13 protein-coding genes are annotated in these 16,677 nt (G+C 63.2%); 3 read left to right on the top strand and 10 right to left on the bottom strand.

Annotated features, from left to right (window positions below; genetic code table 11):
* Positions 1-6: 6 nt before the first annotated feature.
* From tssM to icd, 9 genes are all read right to left on the bottom strand, one after another.
* The gene (gene tssM / locus AC1DJH_RS30400) at positions 7-4,035 is read right to left on the bottom strand and encodes a type VI secretion system membrane subunit TssM (protein ID WP_478188250.1); all 4,029 of its coding nucleotides are present in this window, start codon (positions 4,033-4,035) and stop codon (positions 7-9) included.
* A 20-nt stretch (positions 4,036-4,055) separates the two neighbouring features.
* Complete coding sequence (gene tssL, locus AC1DJH_RS30395) at positions 4,056-5,435, bottom strand: type VI secretion system protein TssL, long form (RefSeq protein WP_478188249.1); 1,380 nt, start codon at positions 5,433-5,435, stop codon at positions 4,056-4,058.
* Between the two features lie 153 nt (positions 5,436-5,588).
* The gene (gene tssK / locus AC1DJH_RS30390) at positions 5,589-6,944 is read right to left on the bottom strand and encodes a type VI secretion system baseplate subunit TssK (RefSeq protein WP_478188248.1); all 1,356 of its coding nucleotides are present in this window, start codon (positions 6,942-6,944) and stop codon (positions 5,589-5,591) included.
* A 32-nt stretch (positions 6,945-6,976) separates the two neighbouring features.
* Positions 6,977-7,516 (bottom strand): type VI secretion system lipoprotein TssJ, encoded by a 540-nt coding sequence (gene tssJ, locus AC1DJH_RS30385; protein ID WP_478188247.1) that lies wholly within the window; start codon positions 7,514-7,516, stop codon positions 6,977-6,979.
* A gap of 131 nt (positions 7,517-7,647) precedes the next feature.
* Positions 7,648-8,133, bottom strand: coding sequence for an Hcp family type VI secretion system effector (locus tag AC1DJH_RS30380; RefSeq protein ID WP_472112527.1), 486 nt, complete (start codon positions 8,131-8,133; stop codon positions 7,648-7,650).
* Between the two features lie 122 nt (positions 8,134-8,255).
* Positions 8,256-9,758: a type VI secretion system contractile sheath large subunit gene (tssC, locus tag AC1DJH_RS30375; protein ID WP_478188246.1), complete on the bottom strand. Its 1,503-nt coding sequence runs from the start codon at positions 9,756-9,758 to the stop codon at positions 8,256-8,258.
* Between the two features lie 23 nt (positions 9,759-9,781).
* On the bottom strand, positions 9,782-10,339 hold the full coding sequence (tssB, locus tag AC1DJH_RS30370; protein WP_478188245.1) for a type VI secretion system contractile sheath small subunit: 558 nt from the start codon (positions 10,337-10,339) through the stop codon (positions 9,782-9,784).
* A gap of 75 nt (positions 10,340-10,414) precedes the next feature.
* On the bottom strand, positions 10,415-13,129 hold the full coding sequence (tssH, locus tag AC1DJH_RS30365; RefSeq protein ID WP_478188244.1) for a type VI secretion system ATPase TssH: 2,715 nt from the start codon (positions 13,127-13,129) through the stop codon (positions 10,415-10,417).
* Positions 13,130-13,497: 368 nt separating this feature from the next.
* On the bottom strand, positions 13,498-14,757 hold the full coding sequence (gene icd, locus AC1DJH_RS30360) for an NADP-dependent isocitrate dehydrogenase (RefSeq protein ID WP_472112538.1): 1,260 nt from the start codon (positions 14,755-14,757) through the stop codon (positions 13,498-13,500).
* Between the two features lie 219 nt (positions 14,758-14,976).
* On the opposite strand from icd, the gene AC1DJH_RS30355 reads away from it, so the two are divergent.
* The 3 genes from AC1DJH_RS30355 to AC1DJH_RS30345 all read left to right on the top strand — a co-directional run bounded on the left by AC1DJH_RS30355 (position 14,977) and on the right by AC1DJH_RS30345 (position 16,206).
* A complete protein-coding gene (locus AC1DJH_RS30355) occupies positions 14,977-15,300 on the top strand; it encodes a cell envelope biogenesis protein TolA (RefSeq protein ID WP_435487091.1) in 324 nt (107 codons plus the stop codon).
* Positions 15,301-15,451: 151 nt separating this feature from the next.
* On the top strand, positions 15,452-15,649 hold the full coding sequence (locus AC1DJH_RS30350) for a hypothetical protein (RefSeq protein ID WP_435444060.1): 198 nt from the start codon (positions 15,452-15,454) through the stop codon (positions 15,647-15,649).
* A 98-nt stretch (positions 15,650-15,747) separates the two neighbouring features.
* Positions 15,748-16,206 (top strand): DUF192 domain-containing protein, encoded by a 459-nt coding sequence (locus tag AC1DJH_RS30345; protein WP_478188243.1) that lies wholly within the window; start codon positions 15,748-15,750, stop codon positions 16,204-16,206.
* Positions 16,207-16,275: 69 nt separating this feature from the next.
* On the opposite strand, the gene AC1DJH_RS30340 is transcribed toward AC1DJH_RS30345, so the two are convergent.
* The coding region (locus AC1DJH_RS30340; protein ID WP_478185497.1) for a superoxide dismutase at positions 16,276-16,677 on the bottom strand (402 nt) is incomplete at its 5' end.

Here is a 16,677-nt window from a genome sequence, read left to right as displayed (position 1 = left end):
ACACGATCAGGCCGCCCTGCCGGGGCAACGAAAGCCCTTCAGCACATCGCTGCCGAGCGGATTGGGCTGGCTTGCGGCGTTGATGTCGATCAGCGCCTTGCGTCCGTCGAAGGTGTACTCCACGCTCAATCGGCCCGGCGTCGCGGTGTTCACGATGCGCCCTTTCTCGAGCAGCCGGAAGAGTGCCCACGGACCGTTGACCAGCACGGTCGAGGTCGGTCCGGAAACGCGAGGGTTGGCGGTGATCTCCGCCATGGCGCCGCCGCGGGGTCCGGGCCAGCTCACGGGAAGGGCCTGGACCGGACCATGCACGTAGCGTTGGCCCTGCCCGTCGATGTCGATGACCAGGTCGGTGATGCCCGGTTCGAGCTCGAGCACGCGCAGATCCATCTTCCAGGCGAATTTCTTTCCGCCGGCGTCGCGAAAGAACAGGTCGCGGATCTGCTGCGCCCGATAGAACGCATCGAGGTTCGGCCCGCTCTGGGCCAGCAGCTTGAGCAGCTCGCCCAGCAAGGTCGGGCCGGTGGTGGCGGGCGCGGGGGCCACGCCCTGGGCAGCGCCTTCCGCGCCGACCATGGCGTTGGCCGTGTTCGGGTCCTTGTAGCGCCACGGACGCACGCTGGTGTCTACATACGACGCCAGGTACTTGTTGAAGAACTCGTCGGCGGCACCGCCAGCGGAAAACACCAGGGTGAAGTCTTCGATCGAAGCGTCCTGCGCCACCGCGGCGAGCGGATAGCGGCCTTCCACGCCTCGCTTGCAGGGTTCACTGACCTGCAGGGCCATCAGGCCCATGATGCGGTCGAGCTGCAACTGGGCCTGGCTGCGCAGGATGCCTGCGGTGCCCAGCACGACCTTGTCGCCGCCGCTGGTGGCCAGCGCGGTCAGCACCTCACGGAAAGGCGCCGGGAGTTTCCCGGCCTCCAGCTTCAGGCGCGCGCCGACTTCACTGCCGCCGGGCGGCAAGCTGCCGGCCGCAAGCGCCGTGTCCGCGACAACCAGCAAGGTGTAGAACTCGTTGACAAGACCGGAGATGGTTTCCAGCCCGGGCTTGGCACCGGCTGCACCGACACTGCCTGCGCCGATGTCGGGTTGTCCCGTGACCACTTCCCGAAGCGCGGCGAAGCGACTGTCCACGATCTGCTTTTCGAGCCGCTCTTCCGCGCGAATACCGAGGTTTCTGCCCAATGCGCCCGTCTGCTTGTTGAGCTCGTCGGTGGCCTTGTCGAGAAAGCCTTTCTCCTCCTGCGCGCGAACGACCAGCGGGCGCGACAGTGTCGTCTCCCTGGCTGCCGCGCGCGCCAACCGCGCCAACGGCGAATCGGGCGCGGCGAACTGGCGCAGCACGTTCAGATCGAAGCCCAGGCTGGTGCCGGTGGCATCGCTGGCGCTGACCGTGCGCACCGAATCAAGGAAGGTCTCCCAGTGCCGGGCATACTCGTTCAGGTACTGACGACGGATGTCTTCGAGCAGGGGATCGTTCTGCAGCTTGCGCGCGGTGTCGTCCAGCAGCGCTACAGCCTTCTTGCCGGCGCCTCCCGCAACTCCTGGGGATGCAGCCCCGCGCCCCATCACCCAGGCATCGTCGTCGAGCGCCCGGCCGACGAACTCGGACAGGCGCTTGTCGAAGACGTCGTGATAGCCGTCGTAGGTAAAAAGACCCGGAATGCCTTTTTCGAGCGGCAGTCCGCCGGCGCGCGAGAACACGGTGCCTGCCTGCGGCCCGACCGCTCGGATCAACGTGAATTCCTGCGGCGCGTCTGGCAGCATGGCGGCCTTGGCGCGTTCGTAGACGCGCCGGGTCGAGGTGTTGCTGTCGAGAAAATCCTGTACGGCGCGTACCAGTCCCTCGTTGGGCAATGACGCCGACTGCACCGGGCGCTCACCTGAAAAAAGGGCTGTCACGTGGCCGACCATCGAAGCACGCCCACCGAAGGCCGCGGCGCTGTCGGCCGTCTCCCAGTCCTTGAGCACCCAGTTGCGAACGTCCCGCGCCCCACCCTTCATATACCGCTCCCGGTCGTGCAGCAGCTTGTAGACCCGAAGCGTTTCATAGACGGTCTTGGCATCACCGTCTTTCACACCCTGCGCCAGCACGGCTTCCATGCGCTTCAGGATCGTCGGAACCAACATGTGGTCCTGCAGCTGAGCGTAAGCCTCGCTTGTTGCACCCACCACCGGTGGCACGGTGTAAAGGCCGTACTGGAAACTGCCCGGCGGGCTGTCGATGTCGAGCCCCGGGTGGGCCGGCAGTTCGCTGGCACCGTTGAGCACGTCGGGAATGCCTGCTGGCTTGAAACTGGCGTACAACGCGCGAACCTGGCCAGACAGCACGTCCGCGCGCTGACCCACGCTGTTCAGATACCGATGGTTGTTACCGAAGCTCAGCGCCAGCGCCCCGGACAGCCAGAGAAAGATCACGACGCACAGCGCGTGCCCCGACAGGCGCAGCAGCCTGAATCGAAACTCCCAGCGCAGGTTCGGCCGCACCAGATGCGCTTCGGGAATGATGACCTTGGTCAGCACGTCCTGGAGAAAGAAGCCCTGCTGCCCGAAGCTGGGCGTCGAGTCGGCCGCCTTGCGCTGCGGCACGCCCAGGCTGCGCTGAAGCCGCTGGAACAAGGTGTCCGGAACGGCGGGAAGGTCCAGGTCGGTTTGTGCGCCGCTCGTGAAATAGACGCCGCGCAGCGTGTCGTGCAACTGCGTCCGGTCGAAGCGAGAAGCCAGGAAAATCTCGTCGAGCATCGGGACCAGTGGCTCGGCCAGGCCCGCCAGTTCCTGCGGCAAGGCGAACAGGCGCTTGCGGCGGTCAATATCGAACTCTTCGTTCAGACGGGAGCGCAATCCGGCGGCAACCCGGTCATGAAGCAGCGCCAGTTCCACCTCGATCTGTGTGCGCAAGGCCGCGCGCCCCTGCGCACCCGCCCGGGGGCTCTTGATGCCCGTGAAAGGCAAGGTGAAGCCCCAGGCCTGGGTACGCCCCTCGCTGGTGAGCGATTGGAAGTACTCGCCGAATCCGCGCAACAGGTCTACCTTGGTGACGACGACATACACCGGAAAACGGATGCCCAATTCCTCGCGCAGGTCGGCGAGCCGGTCGCGCACCCGGCCGGCTTGCTCGGCACGTTCCAAGACGGTCATGGTCAGGAGTTCTGACACATCGAGCGCAACGATCACGCCGTTGAGCGGGGCGCGCGGGCGGTGTTTGCGCAACAGGCCAAGAAAGCCGCGCCATTCGACCGGATCGGTGACGGGATTGCTTTCCTGCGTGGTGTAACGGCCGGCGGTGTCGATCAGCACCGCCTCGTTCGTGAACCACCAATCCGTGTGCAATGTGCCGCCGCGGGAAGTGAGCACCATGCGCTTCGACGCAGGGCCAGTCTGCCCGGCCAATGGAAACTGCAGTCCGGCATTGAGCAACGCCGTGGTTTTGCCGGCGCCGGGGCTGCCGACGATCATGTACCAGGGCAGCTCGTACAGGTGCCGCTTGCCCTCGAGCCAGCGGAACAGGCCGCCGCGTGCGCGCAGGCCTCTCAACTGCGCGAGAGCCCTGTTGACGGCGGCAGTGAGCGTCTTGATTTCTTCCTTCGCCGTCTCGTCCTTGCCCGAATCCCGGCCAAAGCTGAGGAACTTGGCGAGGAGATCCTGGTTGTCGCGCAAGGCTTGCCACAGGCGATAGAGCCAGTAGAGCGCGCACGACAAAAGGACCACACAAATGATTGCCGCGCGCACCCACACCGGTGCCAGCGGCTTGGCCGCTCCGACGGCCAGCAGAGGCCCTGCGTGCCATACCAGCAGGCAGAGCGCGGCGATTCCCACGAGGCTGTAGGGGCCCGAAACCAGCCAGAGGATGCCGAGCACCAGAAGCAGCACGATGAGGGTGACGCGCACCCCCACCGTCGCCAATGGACGCAATCCGTCGACGGCAAGCAAGGGCCCGATGAACCAGACCGCCAGTGCCAGCAGCACCATGGCCACGAACGCGAGCATCTGGCGCGAAAAAAGGAATGTCGCGAACTGTTTGAGGTATTGCATGAGAGCTTTCTGACCTGCCTCTAGCGACGGGTTGCGCGCGTGATGGCAGTGGCTGCCTTTGGCACAAACGACCCGGCAGTGCTGCCGTCGCCTTGCGTGACGACGATGTCGACCCGGCGATTCCTGGCGCGGCCGGTGGCGGTGGCGGTGGCGTTGTCGGAGATCGGTATCGTGTCGCCGCGCCCTTCGATCTGGAGTCGGGATGCCACCACGCCGGCGCCCTGCAGAGCAGCCGCCACGGCTGCCGCGCGCTTTTCGCTCAACACCTGGTTATTGGGAAACTCGCGGGTGCGGATGGGCTGGTTGTCCGAATGCCCTGTGACCTTCACCGAACCCGAGACCTGGTTGATTTCGTCGGCCACCTTGGCCAGCACCGGCAGGATCTTCGCGCTCACGCGTGCCTGCCCGGGCACGAACATGTCGTCGCCCTTGAAGGTGACGGCGCTGCGCCGGTCGTCTTCGTCCACGCTGACCGTGCCGCGTGCGATTTCGGGTGCCAGAAGCTCCTTCAAGCGCAAGGCCTTGACCGGGGGGGAAGGCGGCGGCCGCATGCGGCCAATGGCCGCAATACGCTCTTCCACGTTCGCGCCAAGTTGCAGAAGCTGGTACTTGTACCAAGCAAAAAGGCCGAACAGGATCAGCGTCAGCAGCGACGCCGTCACCCACACCGGCACGCTGCGCAAGAGCCGAAATTTGCCTGCGCCCACGCCCTTCCAGTGCGGGGACAGGTCCTGCGGAACGTCGCCCCGCGCCGTACCCAGCAGGCCGAACAACCGGTGGCGAACTGTCTCCAGCTGCCTGCGCCCGTTGGTTGCGGTGCTGAAGCGCCCCTCGAAGCCGAGGCCGAGGATCTGGTACATCAGCTCGAGCAGATCGATGTGCTCCTGCGGACTGGCTGCCAGGCGGCCGACCAGCAGAAAGAACTTGTCGCCACCCTTGGTGTCACCGTGAAACTTGGCAGCCAACTGCTGGTTGGCCCAGATGCCCGCCTCCGTGCCCGTGCCGCCGCCCCAATCGGTGCTGTTGGCGGCTTCGTCGAGCGCAGTGCACAAGGAATAGCTCGCCGCCACCACATGCTCGTGCTTGACGAGCGCACTGCTGCAGATGGACTGAAAGCGCGCAACTTCGCGCTCCAGCAGGCGGTGCAAGACGGTCACGCCCTCGTCGCTCAGCTGCGCGGGCATGTCGGCAAGTGCGCGCAGCAAGGGCTGTGCTGCTTCGAGCAGCGGGTTCTGGGCAGCTGCGACAGCGGCCAACCGCTCTTGCGACGAGGATTCCGGAACAAGCCTCGGGCCGTCGGCTCGACCGTCAGGCACGGGTGCCCCGTCCAGAGGGTCGCCATGGGGCTCGCGCCTGTCGCCGCCTCCGTGGGTATCGTCGCGTTCTTCGTTGTGGAGCATGGGTGCGTTCAAGAATGAAGGGGCCGGGCGGAACGGAAAGATGAGCCAGGCCAGGCCTTGCACTTGGCGAACTCGTTCACGGATGCCGCACGCCCGTCGGGCAGTTGGACGTGTTTCTTCTGCGGGCTTGTGGTCATGAGCAACTCCGGTAAGTCACTTCTCGCGCACGCCCCAGAGTTCCATTCGCAGGCCTGGAAACTCGCCAGCCACATGCAACGCGAGGCCGCCGTGCTTGACCATGTGTTCCCACAGCGGGCCACGCGGGTCGATCTGGAAATAGACGAAGCCCGCGTTGAATGGAATCTGGCGCGGCGGCACCGGCAGGGTTTGCAGCGGGATGCCCGGCAGGTGCGACCGGATGAGTTCGGCCAACCGGTCGCTGGGCCCGACCTTGCAACGTGCAGGAAATTGGCTCGCCAGCTGATCGGGCGGAATGTGTGCAGCGATAGCAAACACCAGGCTGGAAAAGCCCTGGAGCTCCGACGGTTCGACGCTGGCAACACGCACGCCGTTGGCGCGGTTGGCCAGTGGAATGCTCTGCGCGCTGCGCACCAACACGTCGTTCAGCAGGGCCTGCGCATCACCTATCAGTTCCTTGAAGGAAAGGTACGGGTCGATATGCTGGTAAGGCGGGTGGGCCTGGGGCCGCCGCGTGCTCGCGCGCACGAAGGTGGAGAGTTCTCCGCTGAATGTGCGCAGCGCTGTGTAGACCCCCTCAGGAGAAGTTTCCCGCACACGCAACCAGTGCTCGAACAAGGGCTCGTAGCGGTTGAGGATCTGCAGCAGCAGAAAGTCGGACACCTCGGCGGATTCGCTCGACTTGCCGTCGTTGCCGCTGAGACGGCCTGCCAGCGACTGGGCGCGCAGCCTGCACAGACCGTGCAAATTGGTGATCCAGTCGGCCAACAACGGACTTGCGCCATAGCCGGAGACGGGCGGGATCAGATGGGGGTCGATCGCGATGCTGCCATCGGACCGCAGGACCGTGACCTTTGCAAGTGGAAGTCCGATCCAGGCATCGGTGAGTTCGCGCTGCGGCAGCAGCCGCAGGCGCAGCCTGGACAGCTGTACCGTCTTGGGTCCTTGCCCGACGGAGTTCGCGTCGCGCAATTCGGTGTCGAACACCGAAAAACGTGCGAGCGAAGCGCTGGATGCCGCGACATCGTCGAAGGTGGTTTCCTCGCCGTTGGGCGTACGAATGGGCACGGCGAGGTAGATGACCTGCTCCAGATGCTCCGGCAGGATGGTGAGCGGCGCAGGCGGCAGCGTCTGGCCCGGGGCATCGAAAGGCGTGCCATCGGAAAAAATACCCGCGGCGCTGCCGAGCACGAGCTTGCCCAGCGACAGGGACTCGGCGTCGATGCCGTAGTGCGTGAAGCCCCAGTAGAAGGGACCGAGCGAGCCCGCCCGCTTGTGCGCGAGATGTTCGAGGTAACGCTCCTGCTGCTGAAACAGCTGTGGACGCAGGAAAAGACCTTCGCTCCAGGCGACTTTGTTGTACCAGCTCATGAATGGTCCGTTGTGCTTGAGAGCCCTGGGGCTCACTTGAGGGTGATGAGCTGGATGCTCTTGGGCTGCAGATCGATCTGCAGCTTGATCTTGTTGGCCGGCATGACCGATCGGTACCATGCGACTTCGGGCGCTGGATCGATCTTCAGGACCGCGCGCCAGTCGGCTTGCGCAAGCTCCCGGTAGCCCGCAATGACGCCAATGGCGCCCAGGTCGGGATGCGATTTGCGACGCAGGGTCTTGACGTCTCCCGGGCGGAGGACGAATTCGTCGCGGACCAACAGGTCGCTGCCGATGACGCTCTTGTCGTTGGCGTTGAGCGAGAAGTAGTCGGCCGACTCGAAGGTGCCCTCGGACTTCAGCTCGTAGATACGCACCAGGATCGGGGCCGCCCGCCCCTTGTCGTCGGGGTTGAGCCCCGCGTCCGCCGTGATCGTGATGTCGAGTTTGGTCTGCTCCCTGGGGTATGAAAACTGGGCACGGGAAGGCAGCGCCACAGCCAGCGTGAGCGCCATGACCGAGAACGCACGCACAGCGGAAAGCCACCGGAGATCGGGCACGTTGAAGACCATATCAAGCAGAGTGGAGAGCGAAGTCGGTTCGTCGAAAAGGCCGCACCGGTTGCGGGCCGCGCAGCAACGTGCACGACCCGCCCCCGAACCGGGAACGTCTGGAGGGGCTCCAAAACCCCGGCGAAGAAGACTCAGGACTCTTTGTTGCCCTTGATGTCGTAGCCGGCAGTCACCGCGCCGCCACTGCCGCCTTGGGCGTTCTGCACCGCGTATTCCTGCTTGATCTTCGAGAACGACAGGCGCACGCGCTCCTTGACGCGCATCTCGTCGGCATTCGAGCCGAAAGGCTGGATGGCCGTGATGATCACGTCGGAGAACGTGAACTTCAGGTACTCCAGTGGATTGCCGCCGGCTTTGCGGACGGTGAGCTTCGCCTCCTGGACGTGCTTGCCCGTGAGGCAGTACTTCATGAGGTTGGGGCTCGAGCGGTCCACGTAGTGATCGAATTCGAGGTCTTCGACGGTGGCCTTGCCCGCGCCGCCTCCCGAACCCGCATGCATGGTGGATTCCTGGAAGGCTTTCCAGTTGAAGGCCAGCACCTCGATTTCGTTCTTGTGGTCGGTGTCCTGCGACTCACCTTCGATGCCGTTGATTTTCAGAAAAATGTCTTGTGCCATGAAAACTCCCTGAACTTGTTTTGTGATGTGACAGATGCTCAAGCGCCGTTGACAGCGCTTTTGAACGAATTGGCCGGTGGCATCTGCGTGCCACTTCCTCGATTGATGTGCAGCGCCTGGAATCAGGCGGCTTCCTTGAGCGACGGCAGCTTGGCCACGAGCCGAAGTGAAACGGTGAGGCCTTCGAGCTGGAAGTGCGGCCGCAGGAAAAACTTGGCGCTGTAGTAGCCCGGATTGCCCTCGATGTCTTCCACCACCACTTCGGCAGCAGCGAGCGGCCTGCGCGCCTTGGTCTCCTGCGAAGAGTTGGCGGGGTCGGCATCGACGTAATGCATGATCCATTCGTTGAGCCAGCGCTGCATGTCCTCGCGCTCCTTGAACGAGCCGATCTTGTCGCGCACGATGCACTTCAGGTAGTGCGCGAAACGGGTGCTGGCAAACAGATAGGGCAGCCGGGCCGACAGGTTGGCGTTGGCCGTTGCGTCGGGGTCCATGTATTCCTGCGGCTTCTGCATCGATTGCGCGCCGATGAAGGCCGCATGGTCCGTGTTCTTGCGGTGTACCAGAGGAATCAGGCCAGCTTTGGCGAGTTCGGCCTCGCGGCGATCGGAGATGGCGATCTCGGTCGGGCACTTCATGTCGAATCCACCGTCGTCGGTGGGGAAGGTGTGGCACGGCAGGTTCTCTACCGTGCCGCCGGATTCCACGCCGCGGATCATGGTGCACCAGCCGTAGAGCTTGAAGCTGCGGTTGACGTTGACGGCCATGGCATAAGCCGCGTTGCTCCACACATAGTTGCGGTGATCGGCGCCTTCGGTTTGTTCTTCGAAGTCGAATTCGTCGACCGGATTGGTCTTGGCGCCATACGGCAGCCGCGAGAGAAAGCGCGGCATGGCGAGCCCGACGTAGCGCGAGTCTTCGGTGCTGCGCAACGAATTCCAGGGCGCATGCTCGAGGTTCGACGTGATCTTGGCCAGGTCGCGGGGATTCGCAAGCTCCTGCCACGACTCCATGCCCAGTAGCGACGGCGCGGAGCCCGCAATGAACGGCGCGTGCGAGGCCGCCGAGATTCGCGCGATGGCGCCGAGCAATTCGACGTCGGGGGGCGTATGGTCGAAGTAGTAGTCGGCCACAAGGCAACCGTAGAGTTCGCCGCCGAGTTGGCCGTACTCTTCCTCGTAGACGCGCTTGAAGATGGGGCTTTGATCCCATGCGATGCCCTTGTGGCGGCGCATGGTGCGGCGCATTTCGTCCTTCGAAAGATCCATGAAGCGGATCTTCAGCTTCTCGTCCGTCTCGGTGTTGTAGACCAGGTGATGCATGCCGCGCCAGGCAGACTCGACCTTCTGGAAATCGTCCTTGTGCAGCACGAGGTTGATCTGCTCGGAGAGCTTGCGGTCAATCTCGGCAATGATGGCTTCGATGCTGCTGTAGGCATCGTCCGTCATGGTCGCCGCGTTGACGAGCGCCTGTTCGGCCAGCGTGCGCACGGCCGCTTCGACGGCGTCTCGGGCCTCTTCGGTCTTGGGCTTGAACTCCATGTCCAGCAGGGACGCGAAGTCGGAGGGGTGGTCGTAGCGCGCCGCCGGGGTCGCGTGGAGCACTTGATCGCTGTTGGTGGTCATTTTTTAAGTTCGGTCCGATGGAGTCAGGACGCCGATTCGGCGGTGGATTCGTCGTTGCTGGCACGCGCTTCGCCAACCGGACCGCGAGGCTTGGGCGCCTGGGCCAGCGACTTCATGAGCGCCGGGTCTTGCAGGAGCTTGTTGACCAGACCTTCCGCTCCAGCCTTGCCGTCCATGTAGGTCTGAAGGTTGGCGAGCTGGGTGCGCGCTTCGAGCAGTCGGCTGAGGGGTTCGACCTTGCGCGCAACAGCCGCCGGCGAAAAGTCTTCGATGCTTTCGAACGTGATGTCGACCATGAGTTGGCCTTCGCCCGTCAGCGTGTTGGGCACGGCGAACGCGACCCGCGGCTGGATGGCCTTCATGCGTTCGTCGAAGTTGTCGATGTCGATGTCGAGGAACTTGCGTTCGGCGACCGGTGGCAGCGCCTCGACTGGCTTGCCTGAAAGGTCGGCGAGCACGCCCATGACAAAGGGCAGCTCGATCTTTTTTTCCGACCCATAGATCTCGACGTCGTACTCGATCTGCACGCGTGGCGCCCGATTGCGGGCGATGAACTTCTGACTGCTGTTGTTGTTGGCCATGAAAACTCCCTGCTGAAAAAAGACGAAACAGAAATCGGACGCGAGCGCTGCGTGAAGCGCGCCGGCCCGAGAAAATCAGGCGTACTCGGCGTGACAGACGATGGCGCCACCTCCTTGTGAACCTTGGCTGGCGGGCGCGTCGCCCCTGACGTCGACCGACACTCGTGTGATCGTTCGCCTTTCGCGCAAGGCGTCGAGCCATTGCCGCGACAACACGGGCAGCAGCTTCTGCTCGATGAAGCCGATCAGGCGGCGCGCGCCGGCTTCATGGGTGTCGCATCGCTCGATGACCTCGGCCACGAGGGCGGACGTGTAGGTCAGCTCGATGCCGTGTTGCTCCTTCATGCGATCGACCACCCTGGCCAGATGCAGTGCAACGATCTCGGCCAGGGCACTGACGCCCAGAGGCAGGTAGGGCACGACGGACAGGCGGCCCAGGAATGCGGCCGGAAAGACGGTGCGCAGAACTGGTTGCATCAGCTCCCGCAAGGCATCGACGTCGGGGACGACCGCTACACCGTCGCAAAAAGCGGAAATGAGCTCCGACCCCGTGTTGCTCGTCAGCAGGATCGTGGTGTTCCTGAAATCGATGTGCCGGCCCTCGCCGTCTTCCATCCAGCCTTTGTCGAACACCTGGTAAAAGATTTCGTGGACGTCGGGGTGGGCTTTCTCGATCTCGTCCAGAAGGATCACGCTGTAAGGCTTGCGCCGCACGGCCTCTGTCAAGACGCCGCCCTCGCCATAACCCACGTACCCCGGGGGCGAACCCTTCAGGGTGGACACGGTATGCGGCTCCTGGAACTCGCCCATGTTGATGGTGATGAGGTTCTGCTCGCCGCCGTACATGGCCTGCGCCAATGCCAATGCCGTTTCGGTCTTGCCGACACCCGATGGCCCGACGAGCAAGAACACACCCACCGGCTTGTGCGGATCCGCAAGGCGCGCGCGCGCAATCTGCACACGCTCTGCGATCGCGGCAAGCGCATGGTCCTGCCCGATGACCCGCGCTTCCAGGCTGGGCTGCAGGCTGAAGATGGCCGCGACGTCGTCCTTCACCATGCGTCCGACAGGAATACCGGTCCAGTCAGCCACGACGGACGCAACCACGGATTCGTCGACTTGGGAAAATATCAGCGGCATGTTTTGCTGCCGCGAGACAAGGTCCTGCTCCAGGGCGATGAGCTGCACCGGGAGCGGCATGCCCCCGGCGCAGCCCGCCTCTTCTCTGCGCTCTTCTTCGCGCTCTCCCTCACTCCTCCTCAATGCGTGAATCTGCTGGACGGCGGCCAACTCGTCTTGCCATCTCGCCTCTTGGGATGCCAGCTCACTGGTTGCAAGCACCAGTCTTGATCTCGCTGCATCGACGGCCTTCAGCCGGGCCTCGCTGCCCTGCACGACAGCACGCTCCTGCGCCAGCAGGTGGAGTTCGATATGCAGCGCCGAAATTTGCGCACGGAGTCGATCGACCACCGGCGGCGGGGTGTGCAGCGACATGGCCACGCGCGCACATGCGGTGTCGAGAAGGCTGATCGCCTTGTCGGGCAGTTGTCGCGCAGGGATGTAGCGGTGAGAGAGCATGACCGCAGCCCTCACCGCCTCGTCGAGCACTGTCACGCCATGATGCGCGGCAAACGTGGCAACCAGCCCGCGCACCATCTCGATGGCGGCAGCTTCCTGAGGCTCCGCGACCTGCAAGGTCTGGAAGCGACGGGTCAGCGCCGGGTCCTTCTCGATGTGGCGCTTGTACTCGCTCCATGTCGTAGCCCCGACGGTGCGCAGCGTGCCGCGCGCGAGCGCGGGCTTGAGCAGATTCGCCGCATCGCCGGTGCCGGCCGATCCGCCCGCGCCGATCAAGGTGTGCACTTCGTCGATGAAGAGAATGACCGGCTGAGCCGAGCTGCCCGCTTCGTGGAGCAACGATTTCAGGCGCGATTCGAACTCGCCCCGCATGCTGGCACCGGCCAGCAGGGCCCCGACATCGAGGCTCAGCAGGCGTGCATCGCGCAGCGTTGGCGGCACCTCGCCGCCGGCAATGGCCAAGGCCAGCCCTTCGACCACCGCCGTCTTGCCCACGCCGGCCTCCCCTGTCAGCAATGGATTGTTCTGTCGGCGGCGCAGCAGGATGTCGACCATCGTGCGAATTTCGTGCGCGCGACCGATCACCGGATCAATCTGGCCGCTGCGCGCGCGTTCGGTCAGATCGGTGCAGTACTTTTCCAAGGCAGGCGAGCCGGCAGAGGAAGCAGCCATGGCGCCACTGGCTTCCCCAGGCATCGCAGGCGTCCGGCCAGAGCCGTCATGCGGGCCTTCGTGTTCTTCGGGGGAGCCGGCGATGAGGGCCCCGAGCGAGGCGGCCAACTGACTCTCGGGAATGCGCTGGAATGCAGGCGAAATGTTGAGCAGCGCGCGACGCAGCTCGGGCGTTTGCAACAGCGCGCACAGCAGCCATGCGCCCCGGATGCTGCGATCGCCGAACTCGAGGCTGGACAGCACCCACGCACGCTCGATGACCGTCTCGATGTGATGGGAGAAGTCACACAGCGCGGTGGCACCCGATGGCAATGCCGACAACGCGGCTGCGAGGTCTTTCTCGACGGCTTGCGAATCGACCTTGTAGTGGTGGCAAACGCGATGCAGATCGCTGTCGCTGAGTTGCCAAAGCTGATGAATCCAATGCGTCAGCTCGACGTAGGGATTGCCTCTCAACCTGGCGAAAGCCGTCGCGGACTCGATGCCGCGAAACAGGGTGAGGTTGAGCTTGCCGAACAGCGCTCGGCGCGCGATCGTCATGGGGTGCTTCCAGACTGGGCATGCGGCGCAACAGCTCCGCCCGACATGCCCGCCGAACCCAACACCCTCACCTTTGTTTTCGCGCTCTTTTTGACCACTCCGCACTCCCTATGCTTTCTGGAATGAGCGCGATTCTGGGTGCCTTCCAGGGGTGCCGGAGACGCACAGTTTCTACCAATAGTTAACTCAGAAAAGGAGCAGATCAATCCGTGAAGTTTGTCCAGCGCCGCCGTTTTTACCTATTACTAAAGTATTGATCGCAGGACGAGGCGGCGCCTGGTGAACAAATAAAAAGGCTCTTGAATTCCGCCTCGGAAGTTCAAGAGCCTTGCAGTCGATGTCGCAAGACATCGGCAAATGGAAAACAGCTACATGCTGTCGATCATGACTTGCCCGAAGCCTGAGCAGCTCACCTGCGTGGCGCCATCCATCAGCCGCGCGAAGTCATAAGTGACCTTCTTGCTGGCAATCGACTTCTCCATCGCACTGATGATCAGGTCGGCGGCTTCCTTCCAACCCATGTGCCGCAGCATCATCTCGGCGGAGAGGATTTCGGAGCCGGGGTTCACATAGTCCTTGCCGGCGTACTTGGGGGCCGTGCCGTGGGTGGCCTCGAACATGGCCACGGTGTCGCTCATGTTCGCGCCAGGGGCGATGCCGATGCCACCGACCTGCGCAGCCAATGCGTCAGACACGTAGTCGCCGTTGAGGTTGAGCGTGGCGATCACGCTGTACTCGGCGGGACGCAGCAAGATTTGTTGCAGGAAGGCGTCGGCGATGCTGTCCTTGACGGTGATGTCCTTGCCCGTCTTCGGGCTCTTGAACTTCATCCACGGGCCGCCGTCGATCAGCTCGGCGCCGAACTCCTTGGCGGCCAGGTCATAGCCCCAGTCGCGAAAGCCACCTTCGGTGAACTTCATGATGTTGCCCTTGTGCACCAGGGTGACGCTGGGCTTGTCGTTGTCGATGGCGTACTGCAGCGCCTTTCGCACGAGGCGCTCGGTGCCCTCGATCGACACGGGCTTGACGCCGATGCCCGAGGTGTTGGGGAAGCGGATCTTCTTGACGCCCATTTCGTCCTGCAGGAACTTGATGAGCTTCTTGGCCTTGTCGCTTTCGGCTTCAAATTCGATGCCGGCATAGATATCTTCCGAGTTCTCGCGAAAGATCACCATGTTGGTCTTGTGCGGCTCGCGCACCGGGCTGGGCACGCCGTTGAAGTACCTGATGGGGCGAAGGCACACGTAAAGATCGAGTTCCTGGCGCAACGCGACGTTCAGCGAGCGGATGCCGCCGCCGACGGGCGTGGTGAGCGGGCCCTTGATGGAGATGACGTAGTCCCGAACGGCGTGCAGCGTTTCTTCGGGCAGCCACACGTCGGGGCCGTAGACCTTGGTCGCCTTTTCACCGCCGTACACCTCCATCCAGTGAATCTTTTTCTTGCCGCCGTAGGCCTTGGCCACCGCGGCGTCCACCACCTTCAGCATGACGGGGGTGATGTCCAGGCCGGTGCCATCGCCTTCGATGAAGGGAATGACCGGTTCGTCAGGCACATTGAGCGAGTTGTCTGCGTTGACCGTGATCTTCTGACCTTCGGTCGGGACCTTGATGTGCTGATAACTGGACATGAGGGGGGGATGACTCCGGGATTGACTTAATTTTGACGACTGTCAGCGAATTCAGACACGGCGTGGATTCGCTGTACAGCCCGCGAACAAATCGCTGTACATTTTAGACGCAACCCATCAGCAAGCGTTTGTCAACCGTAAGGCCATCGGCCTCGTTAGTGGCTGACCTTCTGCTCGCCGGGAGGCGTTTCCAACCAATTCTCGATAGAGGAATCATCAATGAGCAAAATTCTCGCAGTCATGATCGCCGGCCTGTTTGCCGCTGGCGCCTATGCCCAAAACCCGGCTGGTACGACGCCCGAACAAGGTAACGCCACCAACAGCAAGTCGCAGCAACGTGCCGAAGCCAAGAAGGCTTCCAAGCCTGCTGGCAAGGTTGCCGCTCCCGCTGGCGACGAAGCCAAGACCCCCGAAGGCGGCGCCATCGGTGCCGACAAGGCTGCAGCCTCCGGCGAGAAGCGCGCTGAAACCCGCGACCAGCGTCGTCGCAACAAGGACGGCAGCATCAAGCGCAAGTCGACCCAAGGCGCTACCCCCAAGTAATTGGCGGGCCGCACAAAAAAGCGCTCTTAGGAGCGCTTTTTTTTCGTCTTGAGGACAGAAACAACTGTCAACCAGCCGAAGCAGCTTCCGTTGAATGTGTACCTTCCGCAGGAAGGGCAATCCAGATCAACGTATTTCAAAGGATTTCTTCATGAACAAGCTGCTCGCAGCCCTGGTCGCCGGCCTCTTCGCTGCCGGTGCTTTCGCCCAACAAGCTGCGCCGACGACCGCCGCTCCTGCCGCCCCCAAGGTTGCTAAGCATGTGTCTGCCAAGAAGCACGTCGCGGTCAAGAAGCAGAAGGTTCGCCACGTCGCCAAGGCCCACACGGCCACCGCCAAGAAGGTGTAAGCTTTCTCGCTCACCGGCAATGCCCGCAACAGCGGGCATTTTTATTGGGTTGTTTTGATGAAGGCCGGGCTTTGATCCCGCCCTGAAAGAGTTGTCCGATGTTCCAGCGTTTCGCCGCCCTGCTCCTCGTGTCTGCGTCCTTCATGATATCGGCGCACGCCCAGCAGCAACCCCAGACCGACCTGCCACGCACGCAGTTGTCGGTTGGCCTGTACAAGATCGATGCGCAGATCGCGCAAACGCCGCAGCAGCGTGAAATCGGCTTGATGTTCCGCAAGGAAATGCCGCAGGCCGAAGGCATGATCTTCGTGTTCGAGCAGCCAGCAACCCAGTGCTTCTGGATGCGCAACACGATCCTGCCGCTCACCGCCGCCTTCGTTGCTGATGATGGTCGCATCGTCAACCTGGTCGACATGCAGCCCATGACCGAGAACTCGCATTGCTCATTGGAGCCGGTGCGTTACGTGCTCGAGATGAACCAGGGCTGGTTCGTCAAGAAGAACATCAAGAAGGGTGCCAAACTCGGCGGCGAACTGTTCACAGCCACCAAACGCTGAGCATCCACTGCCTGCAGCCCGCAAAAAAGCCGACCCTCGGGTCGGCTTTTTCATTGGCGACAGCCAGGATCAGCCGAAGTTCTTCGCCGCGAAGTCCCAGTTGGCCAGCTTGGCCAGGAAGGTCTCGACGAACTTCGGACGCAGGTTGCGGTAGTCGATGTAGTAGGCGTGTTCCCAGACGTCCACGGTCAGCAGCGCGGTGTCTGCGGTGGTCAGCGGCGTGCCGGCGGCGCCGGTGTTCACGATGTCCACCGAACCGTCGGCCTTCTTCACCAGCCACGTCCAGCCCGAACCGAAGTTGCCCACGGCCGACTTCACGAAGGCTTCCTTGAACGCGTCGTAGCTGCCCCACTTGGCGTCGATGGCCTTGGCCAGCGCGCCCGTCGGTGCACCGCCGCCCTGCGGCTTCATGCAGTTCCAGAAGAAGGTGTGGTTCCAGATCTGCGCGGCGTTGTTGTAGATGCCGCCGCT

The sequence above is a fragment of the Variovorax sp. 10N412 genome (genome assembly GCF_056394985.1).
The sequence above is the reverse complement of the archived record's forward strand: the minus strand, read 5'-3'. Positions and strand labels throughout refer to the sequence as shown.

What these genes read in the sequence shown, in the direction of transcription:
- tssK (WP_478188248.1), bottom strand. Translation starts at nt 6,944, where the DNA reads ATGAGCTGGTACAACAAAGTCGCCTGGAGCGAAGGTCTTTTCCTGCGT.
- icd (WP_472112538.1), bottom strand. Translation starts at nt 14,757, where the DNA reads ATGTCCAGTTATCAGCACATCAAGGTCCCGACCGAAGGTCAGAAGATC.
- tssM (WP_478188250.1), bottom strand. Translation starts at nt 4,035, where the DNA reads ATGCAATACCTCAAACAGTTCGCGACATTCCTTTTTTCGCGCCAGATG.
- tssC (WP_478188246.1), bottom strand. Translation starts at nt 9,758, where the DNA reads ATGACCACCAACAGCGATCAAGTGCTCCACGCGACCCCGGCGGCGCGC.
- AC1DJH_RS30345 (WP_478188243.1), top strand. Translation starts at nt 15,748, where the DNA reads ATGTTCCAGCGTTTCGCCGCCCTGCTCCTCGTGTCTGCGTCCTTCATG.
- AC1DJH_RS30355 (WP_435487091.1), top strand. Translation starts at nt 14,977, where the DNA reads ATGAGCAAAATTCTCGCAGTCATGATCGCCGGCCTGTTTGCCGCTGGC.
- AC1DJH_RS30380 (WP_472112527.1), bottom strand. Translation starts at nt 8,133, where the DNA reads ATGGCACAAGACATTTTTCTGAAAATCAACGGCATCGAAGGTGAGTCG.
- tssL (WP_478188249.1), bottom strand. Translation starts at nt 5,435, where the DNA reads ATGCTCCACAACGAAGAACGCGACGATACCCACGGAGGCGGCGACAGG.
- tssJ (WP_478188247.1), bottom strand. Translation starts at nt 7,516, where the DNA reads ATGGTCTTCAACGTGCCCGATCTCCGGTGGCTTTCCGCTGTGCGTGCG.
- tssB (WP_478188245.1), bottom strand. Translation starts at nt 10,339, where the DNA reads ATGGCCAACAACAACAGCAGTCAGAAGTTCATCGCCCGCAATCGGGCG.
- AC1DJH_RS30350 (WP_435444060.1), top strand. Translation starts at nt 15,452, where the DNA reads ATGAACAAGCTGCTCGCAGCCCTGGTCGCCGGCCTCTTCGCTGCCGGT.
- tssH (WP_478188244.1), bottom strand. Translation starts at nt 13,129, where the DNA reads ATGACGATCGCGCGCCGAGCGCTGTTCGGCAAGCTCAACCTCACCCTG.